15 protein-coding genes and 4 pseudogenes are annotated in these 19,352 nt (G+C 70.1%); 10 read left to right on the forward strand and 9 right to left on the reverse strand.

The features are described 5' to 3' along the window. Positions 1-45: 45 nt before the first annotated feature. Positions 46-588, reverse strand: a complete 543-nt coding sequence (locus tag BG482_RS01140; protein ID WP_141746519.1) for a Pycsar system effector family protein — start codon at positions 586-588, stop codon at positions 46-48. A 331-nt stretch (positions 589-919) separates the two neighbouring features. After that, positions 920-1,393, reverse strand: coding sequence for a hypothetical protein (locus BG482_RS44770; protein WP_256096147.1), 474 nt, complete (start codon positions 1,391-1,393; stop codon positions 920-922). Positions 1,394-1,671: 278 nt separating this feature from the next. Here BG482_RS44770 and BG482_RS01150 point away from each other — a divergent pair, with 278 nt between their 5' ends. Then, positions 1,672-3,684: a prolyl oligopeptidase family serine peptidase gene (locus BG482_RS01150; RefSeq protein ID WP_069766884.1), complete on the forward strand. Its 2,013-nt coding sequence runs from the start codon at positions 1,672-1,674 to the stop codon at positions 3,682-3,684. Positions 3,685-4,323: 639 nt separating this feature from the next. On the opposite strand, the gene BG482_RS01155 is transcribed toward BG482_RS01150, so the two are convergent. The 4 genes and pseudogenes from BG482_RS01155 to BG482_RS45965 all read right to left on the reverse strand — a co-directional run. Further along, positions 4,324-5,523, reverse strand: a complete 1,200-nt coding sequence (locus BG482_RS01155; RefSeq protein WP_069766885.1) for a hypothetical protein — start codon at positions 5,521-5,523, stop codon at positions 4,324-4,326. 90 nt (positions 5,524-5,613) lie between these two features. Continuing rightward, entirely contained in the window at positions 5,614-6,141 is a 528-nt protein-coding gene (locus tag BG482_RS01160) for a SigE family RNA polymerase sigma factor (RefSeq protein WP_069766886.1), read from the reverse strand. A 597-nt stretch (positions 6,142-6,738) separates the two neighbouring features. Continuing rightward, the gene (locus tag BG482_RS45960) at positions 6,739-7,212 is read right to left on the reverse strand and encodes an aminotransferase class V-fold PLP-dependent enzyme (protein ID WP_370745735.1); all 474 of its coding nucleotides are present in this window, start codon (positions 7,210-7,212) and stop codon (positions 6,739-6,741) included. Beyond that, positions 7,185-7,331: pseudogene (locus BG482_RS45965) on the reverse strand (aminotransferase class V-fold PLP-dependent enzyme); the annotation flags it as partial. The gene BG482_RS45960 and the pseudogene BG482_RS45965, both read right to left, overlap by 28 nt. Positions 7,332-7,952: 621 nt before the next feature. Between BG482_RS45965 and BG482_RS01170 the strand changes: the two are divergent. After that, on the forward strand, positions 7,953-9,146 hold the full coding sequence (locus BG482_RS01170; protein ID WP_141746520.1) for a hypothetical protein: 1,194 nt from the start codon (positions 7,953-7,955) through the stop codon (positions 9,144-9,146). Positions 9,147-9,363: 217 nt separating this feature from the next. Here the strand turns inward: BG482_RS01170 and BG482_RS01175 are convergent, their stop codons facing one another. Both BG482_RS01175 and BG482_RS01180 read right to left on the reverse strand, forming a co-directional pair. After that, positions 9,364-10,014, reverse strand: coding sequence for a hypothetical protein (locus tag BG482_RS01175; protein WP_069766889.1), 651 nt, complete (start codon positions 10,012-10,014; stop codon positions 9,364-9,366). Between the two features lie 80 nt (positions 10,015-10,094). Beyond that, positions 10,095-10,268 (reverse strand): annotated as a pseudogene (locus BG482_RS01180) (DUF664 domain-containing protein); the annotation flags it as partial. 50 nt (positions 10,269-10,318) lie between these two features. Here BG482_RS01180 and BG482_RS40245 point away from each other — a divergent pair. Beyond that, a pseudogene (locus tag BG482_RS40245) lies at positions 10,319-10,552 on the forward strand (transposase); the annotation flags it as partial. Positions 10,553-10,561: 9 nt separating this feature from the next. Here BG482_RS40245 and BG482_RS44795 read toward each other — a convergent pair. Further along, positions 10,562-10,756 carry a hypothetical protein gene (locus BG482_RS44795; RefSeq protein WP_256096148.1) on the reverse strand — a complete coding sequence of 65 codons (195 nt, stop codon included), beginning with the start codon at positions 10,754-10,756 and terminating at the stop codon, positions 10,562-10,564. Positions 10,757-11,498: 742 nt separating this feature from the next. On the opposite strand from BG482_RS44795, the gene BG482_RS01190 reads away from it, so the two are divergent. The 7 genes and pseudogenes from BG482_RS01190 to BG482_RS40250 form a co-directional block, all read left to right on the forward strand. After that, positions 11,499-13,364: an ABC transporter ATP-binding protein gene (locus BG482_RS01190; protein ID WP_069767046.1), complete on the forward strand. Its 1,866-nt coding sequence runs from the start codon at positions 11,499-11,501 to the stop codon at positions 13,362-13,364. A 107-nt stretch (positions 13,365-13,471) separates the two neighbouring features. After that, positions 13,472-14,947: an NUDIX domain-containing protein gene (locus BG482_RS01195; protein WP_069766891.1), complete on the forward strand. Its 1,476-nt coding sequence runs from the start codon at positions 13,472-13,474 to the stop codon at positions 14,945-14,947. 200 nt (positions 14,948-15,147) lie between these two features. Next, positions 15,148-15,474 carry an HIT family protein gene (locus BG482_RS01200; protein ID WP_256096149.1) on the forward strand — a complete coding sequence of 109 codons (327 nt, stop codon included), beginning with the start codon at positions 15,148-15,150 and terminating at the stop codon, positions 15,472-15,474. Next, positions 15,471-16,028, forward strand: coding sequence for a phosphotransferase (locus BG482_RS43675; protein WP_069766892.1), 558 nt, complete (start codon positions 15,471-15,473; stop codon positions 16,026-16,028). Before BG482_RS01200 ends, BG482_RS43675 begins: the two co-directional genes overlap by 4 nt. Positions 16,029-16,155: 127 nt before the next feature. Then, on the forward strand, positions 16,156-16,974 hold the full coding sequence (locus tag BG482_RS01210) for a class I SAM-dependent methyltransferase (RefSeq protein ID WP_069766893.1): 819 nt from the start codon (positions 16,156-16,158) through the stop codon (positions 16,972-16,974). Next, positions 16,971-18,419, forward strand: coding sequence for a phosphotransferase (locus BG482_RS01215; protein WP_069766894.1), 1,449 nt, complete (start codon positions 16,971-16,973; stop codon positions 18,417-18,419). Before BG482_RS01210 ends, BG482_RS01215 begins: the two co-directional genes overlap by 4 nt. 101 nt (positions 18,420-18,520) lie before the next feature. Then, a pseudogene (locus BG482_RS40250) lies at positions 18,521-19,294 on the forward strand (GNAT family N-acetyltransferase); the annotation flags it as partial. Between the last annotated feature and the right edge of the window lie 58 nt (positions 19,295-19,352).

Raw genomic sequence — 19,352 nt, forward strand, 5'->3', positions numbered from 1 at the left:
GTTCACGGACGCTCCCGCCCGAACTCCTTCGCGCCGGGGCCGCAGTTACCCGACCGCGCTGACAACGGCCGCCACCGCCACGGCCAACACGGCGAGCAGCAGCAGTGCGATACTGCGGCCGACCCAGCGGTACTTGCGGCCGGCCACGACCGCGATGGCCCAGATCTGGTCGGCGACGGCCGTCACCAACGCGTCCTCGTCCCGCAGCAACTCGTTCAACCGGTCGCCGTAGTCACGACCCGTAGCGCATTCGCGGGTGATGTGGTGGTAGAACAACAGGCTGGTGGGCAGCGCGCTGCCGGTCAGCCGCTGCCGGGGCAGCAGCACCAGCCCCGCGGTGACGCCGGCAGACACCGAACAGAGGGCGGAGACCGCTACCGCGACGGTGAACCAGGGCGAGCGGTCATCGCCCCCGGTGACCAGGCTGTACAGGACGCCGCCGACCACTCCGGAGGCCGCCAGGGTCGTGGCCGCCTTGGTCTCCGCGTGTTTGGTCCAGTCACGGACGGCGTCCAGAATCCGCCAGGCGTGCTCCGATCGCTGCGACTGGTGCTCGACGTCCGTCACCGTCGTCCGTTCTCCTGCCATGGCTCCGGCCCCCTCCGTGCGTCGGCTCCGGACAGCCGGCCAGGCGGTCCGCCACCTGCGTTCGTCCTCCACCCCGGACACCGGCGCGGCCGGCTCCCTCCGGCCGCGGCCCTGAGGCAGGCGTGTGCACCCCACCTATCGTTTCCAGCGCATGCCGGATTCATGCGCTGGGGGACAGCGCGGCCGGATCGGCGCGTCGTCCGAGGAGGGCACGGGCGGCTCGACGAGCACGGAGACCGGGACGCGGACGTCCGTCCCCGCCCCGGGTTGCCGGATCAGTGAGGCGAAACGTGCCCCCGACGTTGCTCCCCCGTCGTTGCTCCCCGGTCGTTCAGGGGCCGGGCCAGATGGCCGATGCGTCGTCGCGTCGGGGATCGGGCAGCCGGATCGGGCGTACCCGGATGGTGCGGCCGTGTTCCTCGGTGACGGCTGTCCACGGGACGGGGCGCCCGAAGTAGCACAGGGCCGTGAGGACGAACACGTTGTCGGCGGAGACCTCGACGTACTCGCCGATGGTGAGGATACGCAAGGTGGCGGCCGTTGCGGCCGGCAAGGTCTCCTCGAGGCGGACGCCGTCGGGGCCCAGCGTGTACTCGATGCAGCACGCGCATGGCGGGAGTAGCGCCATGAATGCATGCTCCTCAGCGGTCTGGACCTCCATCTCCGACCACTCGTCCGATGCCAACTCGGCAAGATCCACCTCGTGGGCTCGTGTCGTCGCGCCGTGTTCGCCGATGCCGCACCAACTGGAAACAGCTCGGCTGAGGTTACCGCTGTGGACCAAGCCGACATCGCCGCTCGACACACGCTCATCACCGAACGGGCGAAGGCACGCCAGGAATTGGGAGGCGGGCCGCTCCCCTGGAAGGGGGCGTTCGTGAGCGTCGGGTGCGTGCAGCGGTCTGACGTGTTGCTGTGATCGGAGGGCCGTTCACGAGTCAGTCGTAGGCGGTTGACGGGATCCAGTCCGATCACTTCGATCTGGCGGGATCTCTGCGTTTGGCCGGAGGGCGGCAGGCGCCCGGGCGGGCGGCGCCTGTAATCCGCTGTTCACCGCCTCCTTCGCGAGCAAGAATCGTCCGCATGTCTGCGATCCCCGGTGGCACGACCGCCTTCCACGACCTGCCGGCGTTCCTCGCCCAGCCTCGCGTCAACTCCCTTGCGCTGTCCGCCGACGGTGGCCATCTCGTCGCCACCGTGCAGACGCTGTCGGAGGACCGGACCAGGTTCGTGTCCGGGCTGTGGGAGATCGATCCGGCCGGGGAGCGCCAGGCGCTGCGCCTGACCCGGTCGGGGAAGGGCGAGTCCGGGCCCGCGTTCGGCCCGGACGGGGTGCTGTACTTCCTGTCGGAACGCAAGGACGACAGTGAGGAGGACAAGCACGAGGGTGCCGCGCTGTGGGCGCTGCCCGGGCGTGGTGAGGCCGCCGTCGTGGCCCGGCACCCGGGCGGGATCACCGCGTTCACCGTCGCCCGGGACTCCGGCGCGCTGGCCCACACCGCCGGACTGCTGCCCGGGGCCGCCGACGCCGACGCGCACGGCAAGCTGCGCACGGCGCGCAAGGACGCGAAGGTCACCGCGATCCTCTACGAGGCCGGTCCGACCCGCGCCTGGGACCGCGATCTCGGCCCCGAGGAACAGCACACCTTCGTGCGCGCGGGGACCGAGGGCGCCGTGGTCGACGCCGGCAGGCAGGGCGTCGGCCTCGAGCACCCCGGGGACGTGGCGCTGTCGCCCGACGGGACGCGAGTGGCCTACACCCGGTTCGTACCCGGCCGGGTACCCGCCGAGAACCGCACCGCCGTGGTGGTGGCACACGCGGCCACCGGCGAGGAGGTCTTCGTCCTGGGCGACGTGGAGCACCTCTACGAGGCACCGGTGTTCACGCACGACGGCTCGGCTGTCGTGTGCTCGCGGATGACGTGGCCGACTTACGACGAGTCGATGGACATGACGCTCGTCCGGGTCGGCGTGGACGGCGGCGAGGCCGTCGATTTGCTGCCCGGGTTCGACAACTGGCCTGCCGGCGCCGTCTGTTCGACGGTCGACGACGTCCTCTTCTTCGTGGCCGATGTGGAGGGTCACGCGCCCGTCTTCCGGCGGGACGCGGACGGCACCGTGACCCGGCTCACCGCCTCGGGCGCGTACGGCTCGCTCTGCGTGGCCCCCGACGGGCGGACGCTGTACGCGCTGCGCAACGCGATCGACTCGCCGCCGCGGCCGGTCAGGTTCGAGGCCGGCGTCGCCGACCAGACGCCGGTCGAGCTGCCCGCCCCCGGTGCGTTCGATGCGCTGCCGGGCACCCTTACCGAGGTGCACGCCAACGCGGCGGACGGGTACCGGCTGCGCGGCTGGCTCGTGCTGCCTGAGGGCGCGTCGGCCGAGAACCCCGCGCCGCTGCTCGTCGCCGTGCACGGCGGACCGCAGGGCAGCTGGAACGGCTGGACCTGGCGGTGGAACCCGTGGCCGTTCGCGGCCCGCGGCTACGCGGTGCTGCTGCCCGACCCGGCCCTGTCGACCGGCTACGGTCAGCAGGGCCACCGACGCGGCTGGGGGCAGTGGGGCGGGGTCCCGTACACGGACGTGATGGCGCTGACCGACGCTACCGAGGCGCGTGACGACATCGATGCCGCGCGCACCGCGCTCGGGGGCGGCTCCTACGGCGGCTACATGGCCAACCGGGTCGCCACGAGCACCGATAGGTTCAAGGCGATCGTGAGCCACGCGGGCCTGTGGGACCTGCGGTCCTTCCAGAGCGACACCGACGTGCCCTGGTACTTCCAGTGCATCTTCGGGGACCCGGTGACCCGGCCCGAGCGGTACGAGGCGCACTCCCCGTACCTCGACGCCGCGAAGATCCGTACGCCGATGCTGGTCATCCACGGCGCGAAGGACTACCGCGTGCCGGTCGGCCAGGGCGCCTCGCTCTTCCAGGATCTGCAGCGATTCGAGGTGCCTGCGAAGTACCTCTACTTCCCGGACGAGAACCACTGGATCCTCTCCCCGGGCCACATCCAGGTCTGGTACGAGGCGTTTCTGAACTTCCTCGACCACCACGTCCTTGGTGACGAGTGGCAGCGGCCCGGACTGCTGTGAGCGCGGGCGGGCGTCGGCCGTCGACGAGGTGGGATCCCCACTTTTAGGCAGGAACGGACGCCGCGTTCACCGCGGCCGACGCGTTAGCGGACGCCAGGTCCAGCGACACCCCGACCCGGCAGTTGGTGACCTCGACCGCGGCGCCGGTGTACTGCCAGGGCCGCTCGGACCGAAGTCCATCAGCAGCAGCCGGTCCCGCTCCAGCCACGACTCAAAGGCGAGGTGCCGTCCAGTCGTCGTCGCCCAGTACCAGCCCGGGAAGTGACGCTCCCCGCGCGACCAGCGAAACGTACGCACGGGTTCGACATGCTCGAACCGGCCCGTCCCACAGTCCCCCAGCGGAGGCCGACGACCCCCCTGCACCGCGTCCACGTACGACAACTCGATGCACGGCCCCGCGTGATCCACCCCGGCCGGTACAGCCATCCAGCGCCCCCAGCACGCTCAACCGCGCGACTAGGTTCGCTGAGACAGAAGCCCGAACGACTCGGTTCGTTGAGGAAACGACTCGATTGAGTGAGACGGGACATCAGCACCTTGTGTGGCTAGCTATTAATGAGTGGCTGTGACCAACACTTTCACAACAGACCCCAGCAGGCGACGGCAGTCCGGTTGGGTCGCGCCCTCGTCCTGGTGCGATCAGCGGGCGACAAGCCAGGACCGGCTGATGGCGATGGCCCTGAGTTCCGCGGCCGTGATCAAAGGAGCGCTGCCGCTCTTCCGTGAGGCCGGACTGGCTGCGTTGTAGGCGGACACGGACATCCACAGCCCGTTCGTGCGCAACGCGTCGACCCGGAGCTGCACGACTCCCGGCTGTTGGCCAGGCGACTGCCGTGTGCCGACCTTGGTGCCGTCAGGGAGCCTCTCATTCCACATTTCCTTGTCGCCGGCGACGCGAACGGCCTGGACGTAGGTCCGCTGGCCGGTCTTGCCGTCGACGACGACGACGTGGCCTTCGCCTCCGGTGGCGCCCTCCGAGTAAATGTGCAGACGCCGGGGCAGCAGACTCTTGAGCACGGGCAGGATGTCGCTCGGCTCGGCACGCGAACCGGGTACCGCCGTTCCCAGGGGGTCCGGCTCCCCGACGGGAGTGAACGAGCCGTCGACAAAAGCAGCCAGGTTGCGCAGCTTGCTCGGGCTCATACGGGGATTACGCGTCACCGGCTCGCTGGCCGGGGCCTTGGCCGCGGCCACGTTGTAGGTGGCGACCTCGATGACGTATCCGCTGGAGGAGAGCATCGTGACTGCCCACTTCTTGATCCCGCCCGTCTTGCCCGTCTCGGTGTATCCCTTGACAGCTCGGCTGTCGGGCTGGGTCGTGCACTCGTCGAACGGGGATTCATCCTTGGGCGGGCAGGTGATGAGCGTCTTCAGACCCGCCTGGGCCGGATCGACCCTGCGCACGGAGAGCGTGACCCTGGCCGCGCCGAACCCGTCCCCGAAGTCGATGGTTGCCGTCGCGGGCCGGCTCGCCCTGGAACTGCCCGTCGCCTTGAGCTTCGGTCTGATGTCGGCACTCCCGGAGGCGTTCATGCCGTTCTGGAGGATGTGTCGCATGTCCTCGGCGCTGACCGCGAAATGCCCGTAGTCGCGCTCGGGGTGTCGCGTCGAGGCCGGATCCTTCTTCTCGCCGTCGCGGTGCTGCCCGTCGTCCAGCTGGACACCGGTGGTCGTCGCGAGCACGACGGCCAGGGCGCTTGCGGCCACGGCGGCTGCACGGCGGCGGGCCAACCGGCGGCGGCCGCGCACCAGGCTGCCTTCGGCCAGGACCTTGCGGTCGGCGGTGAACGTGCCCGCCGTGTCACTGAGCAGCTTTCCGAGGTCGTCTTCGAAAGGCATACGGAACCACCAGTTCTCGAGTCGTTGCGGAGAGGGGAGATCCGGGGGCGGGGCGCGAGCCGCCCCGGCCGCGGGAACAGCCGATGGGAGTCAGACCGAGGCGATCAGCTCGGTGAGACCGTCCGCGAGCCGGTCGCGGAGTTTCGCCAACGCCCGGGTCGAACGGGTGCGTACAGCCGCGGGACTTACGTTCATCGCGTCGGCCGTCTCCTCCACGCTGCGGTCCTCCCAGTACCGCAGCACGACCACCACCCGGTCCTTGGCAGGCAGCTCACGCAAGGCCTCCAGCAGCGCGAGCCGCAGCGCCGGATCGTCGGCGCTCCGGGGCATCGGCGCGTCCGGCAGCTCGGCCTGGGGGCGCTCGGACGCGGAGTACCGTCGTTTGTGCGTCAGAAACGTGCGCACGAGCACGGCCTGGGCGTACGCCGCAGGGTTGTCGATCCGGGATGAGCGATCCCACAGGGTGTACATCCGGCTGAGCGTCTCCTGCACCAGGTCCTCGGCGAGATGAGTGTCACCGCTGGTGAGCAGACACGCGGCGCGGTGCAGGTGCCCGGCTCTTCTGGTGGCGAACTCCATGAACTCCTCTGTCCGGGACGATGTCCGGGACCATCTCATTCCCACCCCTCGGCACCTTTCCGTAGGCCTACACCTCACAGACGCGGCGGACCGCGGAAAATGTTTCAGACGGGTTCGAGCGGAACCGGGAGTGGCGCGCGCGAGGGCGTGGCCAGGACACGGCGCAGGGACCCGGAAGACGCGTGGGCGGGGAGGGGAGGGGAGAACGCGGATGCGATGGCGGAGGCGTGCGGGCGCGCGAGACTGGTGTGGGGGCATCGTGATCCGGCGCGGGTGACTAGGACGAGCCATGTCTTTCAGACGCCACGGATCTCCGCCGGCATGATCAGCGCGGGAGTCGCGGCCTCGGCCCCGTCCCCAGCTCTGGGGGCCGGCAGCTGAATTTATCCGGATACGACGTCTACCGCTTCGGCGGACACGAACTCGACCGGAGCAACGGCCCTCGGGTAGTGGCCAGCTTCTTCCGAGAGCTCTTCGGGCGTTACGAAATAACGATGCCGCCCACCGTAACGACGTGCAACAACTAGGACTTGTCCGCCCGATTATGTGACTGTCTGACCGTTGGCTCGTTGTGTCAGGCATGGGGCGGGGTCTTGACGGATGGCGAGTGGAAGCGGCTGCGGCCGTTCCTTCTGGTCAGCAAGGGGCGTTGTGGCCGGTGGCGGGATCACCGGCAGACGTGGGAAACGGTCTATGAACGCCACCGGCTGTGGTCGGCCGACGGCACCTGGGAGTGTCTGCTGCAGCAGGTCCAGTCCGCGGCCGACGCGGCCGGTGAGATCGGGCTGGGACATCGCGGTGGACTCCACCTTCGGCGGCGATGTCGGCGGGGTGGACCCCGCCGTGCCCGTCGACGCCGACGCGGGTGTGGGTGTAGCCGTGGTGGTCGACGAGCCGCTGGCAGGCGGCGAGGACGGCCTTGTGCTCGATCGCGGTGGTGACGTGGTGCCCGCCGTACGGGCGGGCGGCCAGGGCGGCGCCGAGGATCGCGAGGTGGTTGGCCTCGGTGGCACCGGAGGTAAGACGATCTCCAGCTCGTTCTTGGCGCCGACCAGGTCGGTGACCTGGCGGCGGGCGGTGCGGATCGCCCTCGCGGCGGTGCGTCCGCAGGTGTGCGGGCTGGAGGGGTTGCCGTACTCGCTGATGAAGTACGGCAGCATCGTCTCCAGGACTCGTTCGTCGAGCGGGGTGGTGGCCTGGTAGTCGAGGTAGATCGGTGGGGTGTTCATGCGGCCCGCTCTTCGTGTCGGGCGGCGGGCGGTGCCGTCGCGGCGTACTTGCGTTCGCCGTAGACCAGGTCCCAGCCCGACGGCGGCCACCTCGACGGCGAGGGCGGTGCCGAGCACGCCGACCGTCACGGAGGAACATCTTGGAGGGCATCATGTGCCCACGTCGATCGGACAGTTGATCCGTGATTTGCGATTACTCAAGCCCTGGACGCAAGTCCAGCTCGCCGACCAGCTGGCCATTTGCGCAGGTGACCCCACAGGGGTGCCGGGCCGGGACGCGGTCAAGCGGTGGGAGAGCGGGAAGGTCATTCCCGGCAGGTACTGGATCGGCACCTGCTCGCGTACTGAGCGTGCCTGTCGCGCAGTTGGAGGCGGAAGCCAGGCTTGATCGCGTGAACCGACGAGGCTTCTTGGGGCTGTCCGCCCTGGCCGTCACGCTCGGCGCGCTCGCCACCGATATGGCGGCCAGCAGCGCCGGAAGCGACCCGGTCCCCCTGGCCAGCGTCCAGACCACACTCCAGCGGCAGACCGAACTGGAGACAGCTCTCTGCACCAACGTAGAGTCTGCTCGGTCCCCCCGGCACAGCAGCGGCACAGACCCAGGGCGGCATCGTCCTGCCCGTGCGGTCACACTGGCAGACCCTCGCCGACAGTCGTCATGTGTACATCAGCGCGCCCGGCGACAACGCCGTGCTGGCCACCGACCACGACGGGCAGGTCGTGAAGAAGGTGGAGGGTCTCGACGGGGCGCGGGGCATGGCCGAGTCGGCTGACGAGTCCACCCTGTACGTCGCGCTCCCGGACGCTGACGCGATCTCCGTCGTCGACACGGTGACCTTGACCGAGACGCGGCGCATCTCGACCGGGGCCGACACTGAACCGGAGAGCCTCGCCCTCGCCGGCGGCCGGCTGTTCTTCGGCTACCAGGCCACCGTCTTCCACGCCGGCATCGGGTCGGTCGCCATCGCCGAGGCGACCCCGACCGTCAGCCTCGACGACAACCCCGTGTGGTACGGCAGGCCGCGACTCGCCTCGTCGCCGGGCGCGCCTGACCGGCTCGTCGCCGCGCAGAGTCAGGCCGCGCTGGGCATACGCGTGTACGACGTGGGCTCCGGCATGCTTCATGAGACCGCCTACAGCGAAGCCGTCGGCGATGTCGAGGACATGGCGGTGACACCGGACGGCCGCAGTGTGATCACTGCGAACGGCGGCAACTACTACCACCAGCGGTGGCGTTTGTCGGACCTGACGGAGGAGACCCAGTACGACACCGGCCCCTACCCCAACTCCGTCGCTGTCGATTCCCACGGCACGGTCGCCGCGGGAATCGTGGCGGGAGGGGAGTGGGACGTCCGCATCTACCGCCCAGGAGAGACCGCCGCGTACCGCACGGTGGCGTTGTCGCCCGGGTATGCGGATCTGCTCGACCGAGGTATGGCCTGGGCGCCCGACGGCAACAGGCTGTTCACTACCCGCTTCCCCTACTCGGGCGAGGTGGTTCTCGACATCATCACCGATATCGCCAAGGCGTCCAGCACGATCACACTGTCCGCTCCCCCGACGAACCCTGTCGGCACGCCGGTCGCCGTGACCGGGAAACTGACCTCGCTGGCCCCCTTCCCCAGGTACAAGACGGTCACGGTGACCCGCAACGGCGTGGAGCTGCCGGATGTGAAGGTCAAACGGGACGGCACCTTCAGCTTCAGTGACACCCCGCCCGACTGGATGACGTATCTCCAGTACACAGTCACCTACCCGGGCGACGCCCGGCATGTGCCCGGCACGGCGACCGTCATGGTCGAGCTCGTCGCCTGACCAAGCCGGTCACTTTGCCCGAGCCCGTCACAATGGTTGTGGGGCCGGTGTCCTCCGGGACACGGGCCCCACACCGCACTGACGTTGCAGATGTCGCGGGCCAGTCCCGCCCTTCCTCGGGGACCTGGTAGCGGCAGGTCTGCCCCGCCCGTACCGCCTGCCGCCGGCTGCATTGACGGGCGCTCCACGGCCGGGCAGCGCCACGAGCGGCCCGGGGTCAGCCGCCACCCGAACCGGCCGAGGCCGAACCGCCGGAGGTCCAGCCGGAGTTGGGCTGCGGCCGATCGCGCGTGCTGCGCTCGGTGCGCAGTTCCACCACGACCCCAGCCGGGCCGAGCAGGGCCTCCAGCGCGTCGGCGAGCCGCTGCGGGTCGCCGCCGAACGGGAGCACGAGCCGCTCCCTGACGCCCCGCAGGACGAATTCCAGCGCGAGCGTGGAGACGGCCGGCTTGTAGTCCCCCTGATACGGCTCCACCACCTTGTGCGTCAGCCGCACCTCGCGCAAGGTCTTGATGGGCAGCCAGTCGTCCGGCCCGGCGGCCCGGACCAACCGCAGGGACGCGGGCACCCCGGCCGTCGCGAACTCCACCCGCAGGATGTCCCGGGCCCGGGAAAAGGCCAGCGCCGGCCAGCCGATCAGGTACTCCAGCCCGGCGATCACCCCCACCACCACGAACACGGTCGATGCCCGCGCCCCGGCCAGCGCCATCCAGAAGGCGACGAGCAGGGTCGGCACGCCCAGCGCAAGCGGAGTGAACAGCGCCGACCCCGCCGAGGTCAGCGCGTTCCACGCCGGACCGGCCGGACCGGCGCGCAGGACCAGATCCGTCGAGTCGGGGCCTTGTCTCAGCAAGGGATCGGTGGCCATGCCTCCAGCGTAGGACCGGTCCGCAAGAGCGCCTCGACCATATCCGGCTGATAGCACACGACTCTGACGGCCCGTAGCCCTCAGCCGGCGGGCGCGACGGACTCCCAGGGCTCGAACCACGGGTCGGGCCGCTGCTCGGCGGCGGCCATCAGCGGGTAGAGGGTGGCGCCGTCCAGGCTCTCGCGGATGATGTCGGCGTGGCCGCCGTGGCGTGTGGTCTCCTCGATCAGGTGCAGCAGCACCCACCGCACCGACCGCAGCGAGGCGTTCACGCTGCTGCGCGCCGGGATCCAGGACTGGCTGGCACACCATCCCTGAACCGAGGGACCAGCGGGCCAATCGTCGGCGCCGCGGCAGTCAAGGCGGCCGGCCCTCAGGGTTCGGCAAGACGATCTATCGTCGCCGCAACGAAGTCGAGCGGACGACCAACCGGCTCAAGAACTTCCGAGCCGTCGCGACTCGCTTCGACAAGCGGGCGCATGTCTTCCACCGAACGGTCGCCGTGGCTGCCATTCGGCTATGGCTCCGTCCGCAGTGAGACGTCCGTTCAGAGTGCCTCGGCATCCGGGTGGTGGTGGCGCAGATCGCTGAGTACGCGTTCGTCGACAGTCCTGATATCCCACGAGGTGCTGTCGAACTCGGTCAGAACCACCATCAGTTCGTCCCCGGCGAACCCACGTGCTTCGGCGTCGATCAGCTGTAGGAAGGGGGTCGTCAACGACAACAGCGTCAACGTGTCCATCCCCGCGTCAGCGGACCTTCTCTCCATCTCGGCACAGCGAGGGGCGACGATCTCGTCGAATTCGAGCGCCAGGTCAGGTCCAGGCCGAAGCTGCCAAGGCGAACCAGTAGCTCAGCCAGGGTCACGTAGTGCTCTCCGTGCCAGGCACGAAACCTGGTCCCTTTCATTGCCGCCTCTACTGCGGCTATGTCGCGAGACATGTGGCCCCCTGCGTTCAGCGAACACTAGGCCACACCCTGATCAGCTCACACGACCCATCGGACACGGCCTAGGGCCGTACCTCGTCCTCGCCACGGCCCGGTCAGCCATGGTTCGCCCTGGAGCCCCAGCCAGCACGGCAATCCCCCGAAGGAGTGACCCGACTGCGTCGAACAGATTTCAATGGCCGCCGCCGTACCCCGCCCGCCTCACTGGCCCGATCAGAACGTGTGTTCACGAAATGAGCCGTTACGGAGCCCGATCCGTCGCGTTCTTGGAGCACCAGTGCCACTTCACCGCCCAGATGGAGGAACGTCATGAATCCCGCCCCCACCCCCGTGCATCAGCCCTCTGGAATCGAACGGCGGCGTGTCCTCGTGACGGTGCGCCGTGTTGCTCACATCCGCTGCTCAGCATTTCTGGATACGGGGTGGGCGGCATGAGTGGGTCGACCGATGAAACCGTCGAGACCGTCCCGGGGCCGCGCCCCGCCCCGCAAGTCGCGTCGGCCGCCGATGCGGAGCAGTCCTCCCCCGTGCCGGAGATGCGGTACGTGGACCTGACCGGCAGCCGTGAGGCGGCCGGCCGGTCCATCCGAATGCGGGACATGGCCCGGCGCCTGCCCGAGCTGGTCCGACGGTCGCTGGCGCTGGCCTGGCGCGTCGACCAGGGGGCCACCGCCGGTCTCCTGCTGTGCCAGACGGTCGCCGGCGTCATGCAGGCTCTGGGCCTGATCGCGATCAGCGGCACCCTCACCGCACTGCTGACCAGCGGCGACGTCTACCACCGGCTCCTTCAGGCATGGCCGTCCGTAGCCCTGCTGGCGGCTGCGACCGGGGTGCGGGCGCTGCTGGGGATCACCGTCAGCTGGCTCTCCTCCCGGCTGGGCCCCCTCATGTCGCGCGAGGCCGAGCAGATGCTGCTCACCGGCTGCGCCGAAGTGGAGCTCTCCGCCTACGACGACCCCGAATTCAATCGCGACCGCGAGGCCGCCGACCGCGGGGCACAGGTCACCGGCGACCTGGTCAGCGAGGGCCAGGACCTGATCGCCTCGGCGGCCTCCTTCCTCGCCGGGGCCATCGTGCTGGCCGGGGTGAGCTGGGTGCTCCTTCCCCTGCTGGTCGCGGCCAGCCTGCCGCAGGCCCTCGCCCAGGTCAGCGCCGCCCGGGTCCGCTACCTGGCGAACCTCCGCAGCAACGGCGACAACCGCATGCTGTCGGTGCTGCGTTGGCACATCTTCACCCGCGAGGCAGCCGACCAGATCCGCGCGGGCACCATGGCCGACTTCCTGTCCGGCCGGTACCGGCAGACGGTCGCCCGGATCAACCGCGAGGACCGGACCGCGGCCGACAAGGGCGCCCGCATGTCGCTGGTCGGCGCGCTGTGCGGCGGCCTCGGGTCGGCAGTCGTGTGGGCAGCGGTGGTGTGGCTGCTCGCCAACGGCAGCATCAGCGTCGGACACGCCGGCACAGCCGTCTTCGCTCTGCAGACCGTGGGCCAGTCGGTGCGTGGGCTGGTCGCCGTCGGCGCCCGGGCCGTACGCACCGGCCTGTACATGGACGACTGGACACGGTTCCTCGACCTGGCCGGCGGATACACCATGCGCCGCGGCACGCACCGGCCGGCGCCACCCGCCGAGATCGAGATCAAGCAGGTCTCGCACCGCTACGCCGGGAAGGACCAGGACGCGCTGTCCGACGTCTCGCTCACGCTGCGCCGGGGCGAGGTAACCGCACTGGTCGGCTACAACGGATCAGGGAAGTCAACACTGTCGAAACTGGTCAGCGGGCTGTACGTGCCCACCGGCGGCCAAGTTCTGTGGGACGGCATGCCCACCGATGCTGCCGACCCGCAGGCATTGCGGCAGCAGGTGGCCTTGGTGCCGCAGGACTACGCGCACTGGCCGCTGACGGTGCGCGAGAACGTGAACCAGGGGCAGCCCACGGCCCGCGGTGACGCGGCGGTCCTCGAGGCCTGCGAAGCCGCCGACGCGGACGAGGTCGTCGACAAGCTCGGCGCCGGCCTGGACACGCTTCTCGCCCGCGAGTGGCTGAACGGGGAGGAGCTGAGCGGCGGCCAATGGCAGCGCATCGCCCTGGCCAGGGCGTTCTTCCGCGAGGCCGGGCTCCTCGTCCTCGATGAGCCGACCGCCAACCTCGACCCCCGTGCTGAGTTCCGGATCTTCCAGCGGCTGCGGAACCTTGCCCAGGACCGAATGGTGCTCCTGGTCACGCATCGCATCACCAACGTCGCCGTGGCCGACCGGATCGTGGTCCTCGACGAAGGCAGGATCGTCCAGGAGGGCACCTACAAGGACCTCGCCGCCCAAGAGGGTGGTCTGTTCCAGCAGTTGCTGTCCTACCAGGTCACCTCGGAGGCGGACGGCGAAAAGCACGGGACCCTCGCATGAGGAGCCTCGACAGCACTTCACAAGCTCCACCCGGGCTCGCGGCCCCGACTGCCCCGCACACCGCCGACCCATCCACCAGTCCTTCCCTGCTTCTTCGAGGTGCTGACGTGCCGATCACTCGCTCCCACATCCGTGCGACCGTCGACAGCTATCTGGCTCGGCATCCGGATGAACGCGAGTCTCTGGCCGGGCTGTTTGCCATCCTGGACGGCGCTGGCGACCCGTCCAGCCGCGCCACTCTTCCCGGCCACGTCACCTGCAGCGCAGTCGTCATCGACCGCAGCCGGCGCGTACTGCACATCGGCCACAAGGTCACGGGCTTGCTACTCACTCCGGGCGGCCACACAGAGGCGGACCGTAGCCTTCTGGCCGCGGCCCTGCGGGAAGCGTCCGAGGAAATCGGTGTCCGGCCCGGGGACTTGTGTCTGACCCCGCAGTTCCTGGGCGAGCCGGTCGACATCGACGTTCACGGGATCGACGCCAACCCCACCAAGGGCGAGCCGAGTCATCAACACTTCGATTTCCGCTTCGCCTTCTACGTCAGCGCCGAGCAGCTGCCGCCGCTCAGGCTTCAGGACGACGAGGTCTTGGGGGCCCAGTGGCTCGCGTTCGCCGACGTCAGATCCGCGACGCTGCGGGCCAAGCTGCTGGACGCCGAGACCGATGGGCTCGACGGCCGGCCGGAGCCCGTCAACGCGTCGGCTCTGGTCCACGACGGCTACGGCCGCTACCTGCTTCATCTGAGGGATGTGCGTGCGGGCATCTGGGAGCCCGGGGTGTTCTCCCTCCTGGGGGGCGGGCGCGAGAGTGGCGACCGGTGCCTGGAGGGGACCTTGCGGCGGGAGCTCGCCGAGGAGGTCCCCGGCCTTGAACCTGCCGGCCTGACGCCCTACGCGGTGGAGGAGGCGACGAGCGTCGACGGCCTCGCGGTGCCGATCCAGGTCTACACAGCCCGCTGGAGTGGACACCCCGACACCGCGGACCTACGAGAAGGCGTCCTGCTGCAGTGGTTCACCCCGGACATGCTGGACCGGCTGTCACTGAGCCCCGGCCTCGGCGACCTGATCCGGCGGCACGCGGCCGAGCATCCCCCGGCCGGCAGCCCGCCGGACCGCATCCGTCCCCTGGACGAAGAGGCCCCGGAAGGAACCGAGCTCCACATCGTCGGTGTCCACCTTCATCTCCAGGACGAACAGGGACGGATCCTTCTCGGACTGCGCCACCCCAACTCGGCGTTCGCGCCGGACGAGTGGCACTTTTTGGCAGGTCATTGCGAGAGGGAAGATGCCGTCAGCTGCCTGGTGCGCGAAGCCCAGGAGGAGGCCGGGCTGATCATCGAGCCCGGTGACGTCGAGCTCGTGCACGTGGTCCACCACGTCGACTCACCGACGGCGCGGGCACGGATCGCACTCGTCTTCCGGGCTTGGACCTGGTCCGGAACCCCGCAACTCCTGGAGCCCGACCGGTGCGCGGCCTGGGAGTGGTTCAGCCCGCAGAACCTTCCGGCAAAGGTTGTGCCGTACGCCCGCCGAGCAATCGAAGGCATCACCGCGGGCCGTCCTTACACCCAGACGGGCTGGTGAGGTCCTGTGCCGCTCCCACCGACACCCGGTCCTGTCTGGCCTGAACACTTTCTCGCGCACCGCGCCGGCCGCGACTGCCCGATGTGCACCAACGACTGGACGGCCGACGACATCACATGGGGACTGCTGCTCACCGCGGCGAAGTCTCCCAGTCCTGCCTCTGGCGCTCCGGCCAGGTCCGGGGGTACTCCATCACCATCGTGACCGCACGCCACGTCACCGAGCCCACCGAACTCACCGGTGACGAAGCCGCCGCCTTCTGGCGTGACACCCTCACCCTGGGCCGAGCCCTTGAGAGGCACTACCAGCCGATGAAGATGAACTATCTCCTGCTCGGCAACGCCATGCCCCACGCCCATCAGCACGTGGTTCCGCGACGCGAGGCGGGTGCGGACCCGGCGCCGGGCGGCCCCTTGCCCTTCGACGTGCTCGACTTCGGGCACCATGACGAGGACCAACTGCAGGCGGAAGCCCGAGCGTTGCGCCAACTGCTGAACGGCCCCGGCAAGCTTGAGGCGGGGCGATGAGCGCGCAGTCCGACGTCATGGTGGTGGCGGGAGTCCTGGCACTGCACTACCGCATCGTCCCGACGGACGTCTGCGAAGGCCCGTCAGAGACCGCCACGTCCAACTACGCGGCCAAGGACGGCAACGGCCGCCGATGGTTCGTCAAGTCCTACCCGGAGCACGTTGGCCTGGACGCCGAACGGCGCGCCCTGGAGCTGGCCGAATTCGCCGCACTCGGCGGGGTCCCGGTGCCGGTCATGCGCCCCACCTTGGACGGCAATCTCATCGCCGTGGACGGCGGGTCGGCGGTACCCGTCGCCGCGTTCGCCGAGGGCACCGAGACAGCGGGAGACGGTCTGTACGGCGCACGGTGGGCCGCCGTCGGCGCGACCGTGGGCCAGCTGCACCGCACGCTCGCGCGGCATCCGGACGGGCCGCCGCGCCGCGCCCCGTCCGAGGAGATCTGCGACGTCCAGCGCGGCCGACAGCGCCTGGGAGATCCAGGACCTCGCCGACCGGTGGCGGCCCGCACGCTCCCCCGACCGCTACCGCCTCTACTTCGACGCGGACGGTAGGCAGTGGGCCGCCTCTGTACGGACGCCTGTCCTGGCACCTACCCGCCCCCCACCCGCTCGATGAGGGAGCCACTTCGTGACCTACCCCGACGGGCCCTTTCCGGGCCTCCCACCGAAGCAGGAGGCAATGTTCGAGGCCGCGGCCTCGACCTACGCCCGCCACCGCCCAGGCTTGCCGGACGCGGCGGTGCGCCTGCTCGCCGACGCGCTGCGGGGTCGGCGGTCCTCAGTGCTGCTCGACCTGGGCACCGGAACCGGGCAGGTTCCCTTCGAGCTCCTGTCTGCCGGCGCTGGCCTGACGCACATCGAAGCGGTCGACATCAGCCCGCAGATGCTGCACCAGGCCGAGCAAGCCCTCAATCCCGTGCTCGGCCACTGCACCCTCACCCTGGTCCAAGCGGCGGCCGACGCCTACGAGCCGCTCGCGACCCTGCCGGGCGAACCGGATTCCGGCCCGGACCTGATCACCTGCTGCCGGTCCTACCACTGGATGAACGGTCCGGCGGTCCTGGAGATGGCCAACCGGGTCGCCACACCAGGTGCCGCAGTGGCGATCATGAGCGACGGGAGCCTGTGGACCCACGGCGCCGACTGGACCCGTGCGCTGCGCGAGTTGATCCAGCTTAACCTGGGCCAGGAGCGCCGGGCGGGCGCCCGAGGTTCCTACTCCGAGCCCCGCCGCTCGTACGAGGAGGACCTCGCCGCCTCAGCGTTCAAGGACGTCACCGAACACCTTTTCCCCGTGACCCGCATCTGGACGCCGCGGGAGGTGCTCGGCTACCTGCGCACCACGTCCTTCGCCGGGGCCGGCCTCTTCGCAGAGCGGCATCAGGCGTTCGAGGACGAGGCCCTCGACCTTCTCCACGCGCACGCGGTGGACGGGTCTCTGGTCGAGGAGACGACGTTCAGGGTTCTGCTCGCCCGACGTCCGGAGGGAGCGCGATGAGCGGCCGGCAGCGGCATACCGAGCCGGTGGACGTCCACCTGATCCTGCGCCGGGAGGCATCCGACGGGCCGCAGGTTCTGCTGTCGCGGCGGGCCGGGCAGGTGTACGCCGCGGGCCTGTGGCACCTGCCGTCGGGGCATCTGGACGGTCCGCACGAGGACGTGGTCACCGCCGTGATCCGGGAGGCGCGGGAGGAGACCGGTGTCGTCATCGACCCGGCCGACGTGCGGGCTGCCGTGACCGTGCATCACCGTAGCCCCGGAGGCGCCAGCCGTAGCGGGCACTTCTTCGAGGTCCGGCGGTGGACGGGCGAGCCCGGGATCGCGGAGCCGAACGTCTGCGACGCGATGGATTGGGTGCCCCTTCACGCGCTGCCCGCCGAGATGGTGGCGTACTGCCGTGCAGGCCTGGGCGCCTACAGCGCCGGCGCGCGCCTCGCCGTGCATTTCCAACTGCCCGGCGACAGCATCGTCTTCGACCCCGGCGCCGACCGGTTGCGCCTCGTGCCGGACCTGACCGGCCAGGCGTATGCCGCCCGTCCCGATGCTGCGGTTGTGGAGTTCGCGGAGCAGGCAGTCGGTCGGATCACGCAGTGGACGGATACGTCATGGGCGCGCGAGAAGAGCCGCGTGTGGCGGGTCCACGGCGCCCAGGGCGGCACCTGGTACGTGAAGGTGCACCAGAGCGAGCGGTTCCACCACAGGGAAGTGCGAGGACTGCGGACGTGGGCGCGGGAGCTGGGGGCGGCCGCGCCCCGGCTGGTCGCCGCCGACGAGACCCTACGGGCGGTGGTCCTCACCGCGATGGCGGGCCACCCGCTGTACGGCGCTGTCCTTGCCCCGGACCGGGAGAGGGGGGTCTTCCAACGGATCGGCGCGCTGGCCCGCCGCATCCACCAGTCCTCTCCCCCACGGCCCGCTCCGGCCGGCAGCGGCCCGGCCGTCGCCAAGGCCGACCGGCACCTGGCCGGGGCGCGGTCTCATCTGCTCCCGGGTGATGAGGAGTTCGTCCGCGCGCTCATCCGGCAGGCCGAGGACCTGCCACCGCTGGAGTGGGTGGAGACCCACGGAGATCTCCAGCTCCGCAACGTCCTGTTCACCCCTGACACCGCTGACGAGTCGGACGCCCTTGATGTCTTCGTGGCGGTGATCGACTTCGAGCGCAGCGAGCCGGGACCGGCCGTACGGGATCTGGTCCGCCTGTCCGATGCCTGGGCCGGCCGCGTCGACTTGTTCGAGGCGTTTCTGGCCGGGTACGGCCGGTCCCTGACCGCCGCCGAGGAGGCCCGCCTCGTCATCGACGCAGCGCTCGATTCCGTGAGCGGGATCGCGTACGGAATCGCCCACTGCGATCCCGAGCTGGTCGAACGCGGCCGGCGGACCCTGGCCCGGCTGCGCGCCGAGCACCGTGAAGCCTTCTTTTCACCGACAGGAGATGCGACGTGAACGCCGACACGGCACCCACCGCCGCGGCCGAGCCGCCCGGCGCCGCCGGGCGACCGCCGGTCCGCGCGGCAACGCCTAGTGACGCCGAGGCCATCATCCGGATGCGCTCCGCATACGTCCTGTCCGCACCGCTGACCGATGACTGGGTCCGGCAGTGCACGGACGAACTGGTGCCACGGCTGACGCCGGAGGGCGATGCGCGGGCCTTCGTCGTCGACGCCCGGGACGGCACGATGGCCGCCTGCGCTCTCGGACTGATCCACCCCGTCCTGGCGGCGCCGACCTACCCCCGGGGCCGCGCAGCCCGCGTGCAGATGGTCGCCACGCATCCGGACCACCGGCGCCGCGGCTATGCCCGGGCCGTCGTCTCCTGCCTCCTCGACCACCTTGCCGACGTCGAGGACGTCACGCTGTTCGAGCTGCACACCAGCACGGAGGCCGCGCCCCTGTACCGGGAACTCGGCTTCAGCGGCAACCCGGCGCTCATGCGGATGACCCGCCACCGCCCACCCGCCGGTCCCACGCCTGGTGCACAGCCGCATTCAACGTGGGTGCCGCCGCAGCAGTACGCCGACGCACTGCCCCGGGCAGCCGCGTTCGTATGCCTCTACGTCACCGACGAGGACGACCAACCGCTCCAACTGCACTCCGTCTACTCCCCCGGCCACCCCTGGCGCCTGATCGGCGGCGCGATGGAGCTGGGCGAGCGGCCCTGGGACGCGGCGGTGCGCGAGTGCCGGGAAGAGACCGGCATGACCGCCGTGGGCCCGCCCCGGCTGCTGGCCACCGTGTACGGGCAGCCCCGAGAGAGGCGACCGTACAGCACGCTGCAGCTCGTCTTCGACGGCGGGCGTCTCACCGATGCGCAGCTCCGGGGACTCACCCTCAACGCGCACGAGCACGACGAGGCCCGCGTTCTGCCACTGGCCGAGT

Source organism: Streptomyces sp. LUP30 (assembly GCF_001746365.1).
GTDB lineage: Bacteria > Actinomycetota > Actinomycetes > Streptomycetales > Streptomycetaceae > Streptomyces.

Excerpts from the sequence above, each read along its gene's own strand:
- BG482_RS01140 (WP_141746519.1), bottom strand. The coding sequence starts at position 588 with ATGGCAGGAGAACGGACGACGGTGACGGACGTCGAGCACCAGTCGCAG.
- BG482_RS01150 (WP_069766884.1), top strand. The coding sequence starts at position 1,672 with ATGTCTGCGATCCCCGGTGGCACGACCGCCTTCCACGACCTGCCGGCG.
- BG482_RS01155 (WP_069766885.1), bottom strand. The coding sequence starts at position 5,523 with ATGCCTTTCGAAGACGACCTCGGAAAGCTGCTCAGTGACACGGCGGGC.
- BG482_RS01160 (WP_069766886.1), bottom strand. The coding sequence starts at position 6,141 with ATGAGATGGTCCCGGACATCGTCCCGGACAGAGGAGTTCATGGAGTTC.
- BG482_RS01175 (WP_069766889.1), bottom strand. The coding sequence starts at position 10,014 with ATGGCCACCGATCCCTTGCTGAGACAAGGCCCCGACTCGACGGATCTG.
- BG482_RS44795 (WP_256096148.1), bottom strand. The coding sequence starts at position 10,756 with ATGGACACGTTGACGCTGTTGTCGTTGACGACCCCCTTCCTACAGCTG.
- BG482_RS01190 (WP_069767046.1), top strand. The coding sequence starts at position 11,499 with ATGCGGTACGTGGACCTGACCGGCAGCCGTGAGGCGGCCGGCCGGTCC.
- BG482_RS43675 (WP_069766892.1), top strand. The coding sequence starts at position 15,471 with ATGAGCGCGCAGTCCGACGTCATGGTGGTGGCGGGAGTCCTGGCACTG.
- BG482_RS01210 (WP_069766893.1), top strand. The coding sequence starts at position 16,156 with ATGTTCGAGGCCGCGGCCTCGACCTACGCCCGCCACCGCCCAGGCTTG.
- BG482_RS01215 (WP_069766894.1), top strand. The coding sequence starts at position 16,971 with ATGAGCGGCCGGCAGCGGCATACCGAGCCGGTGGACGTCCACCTGATC.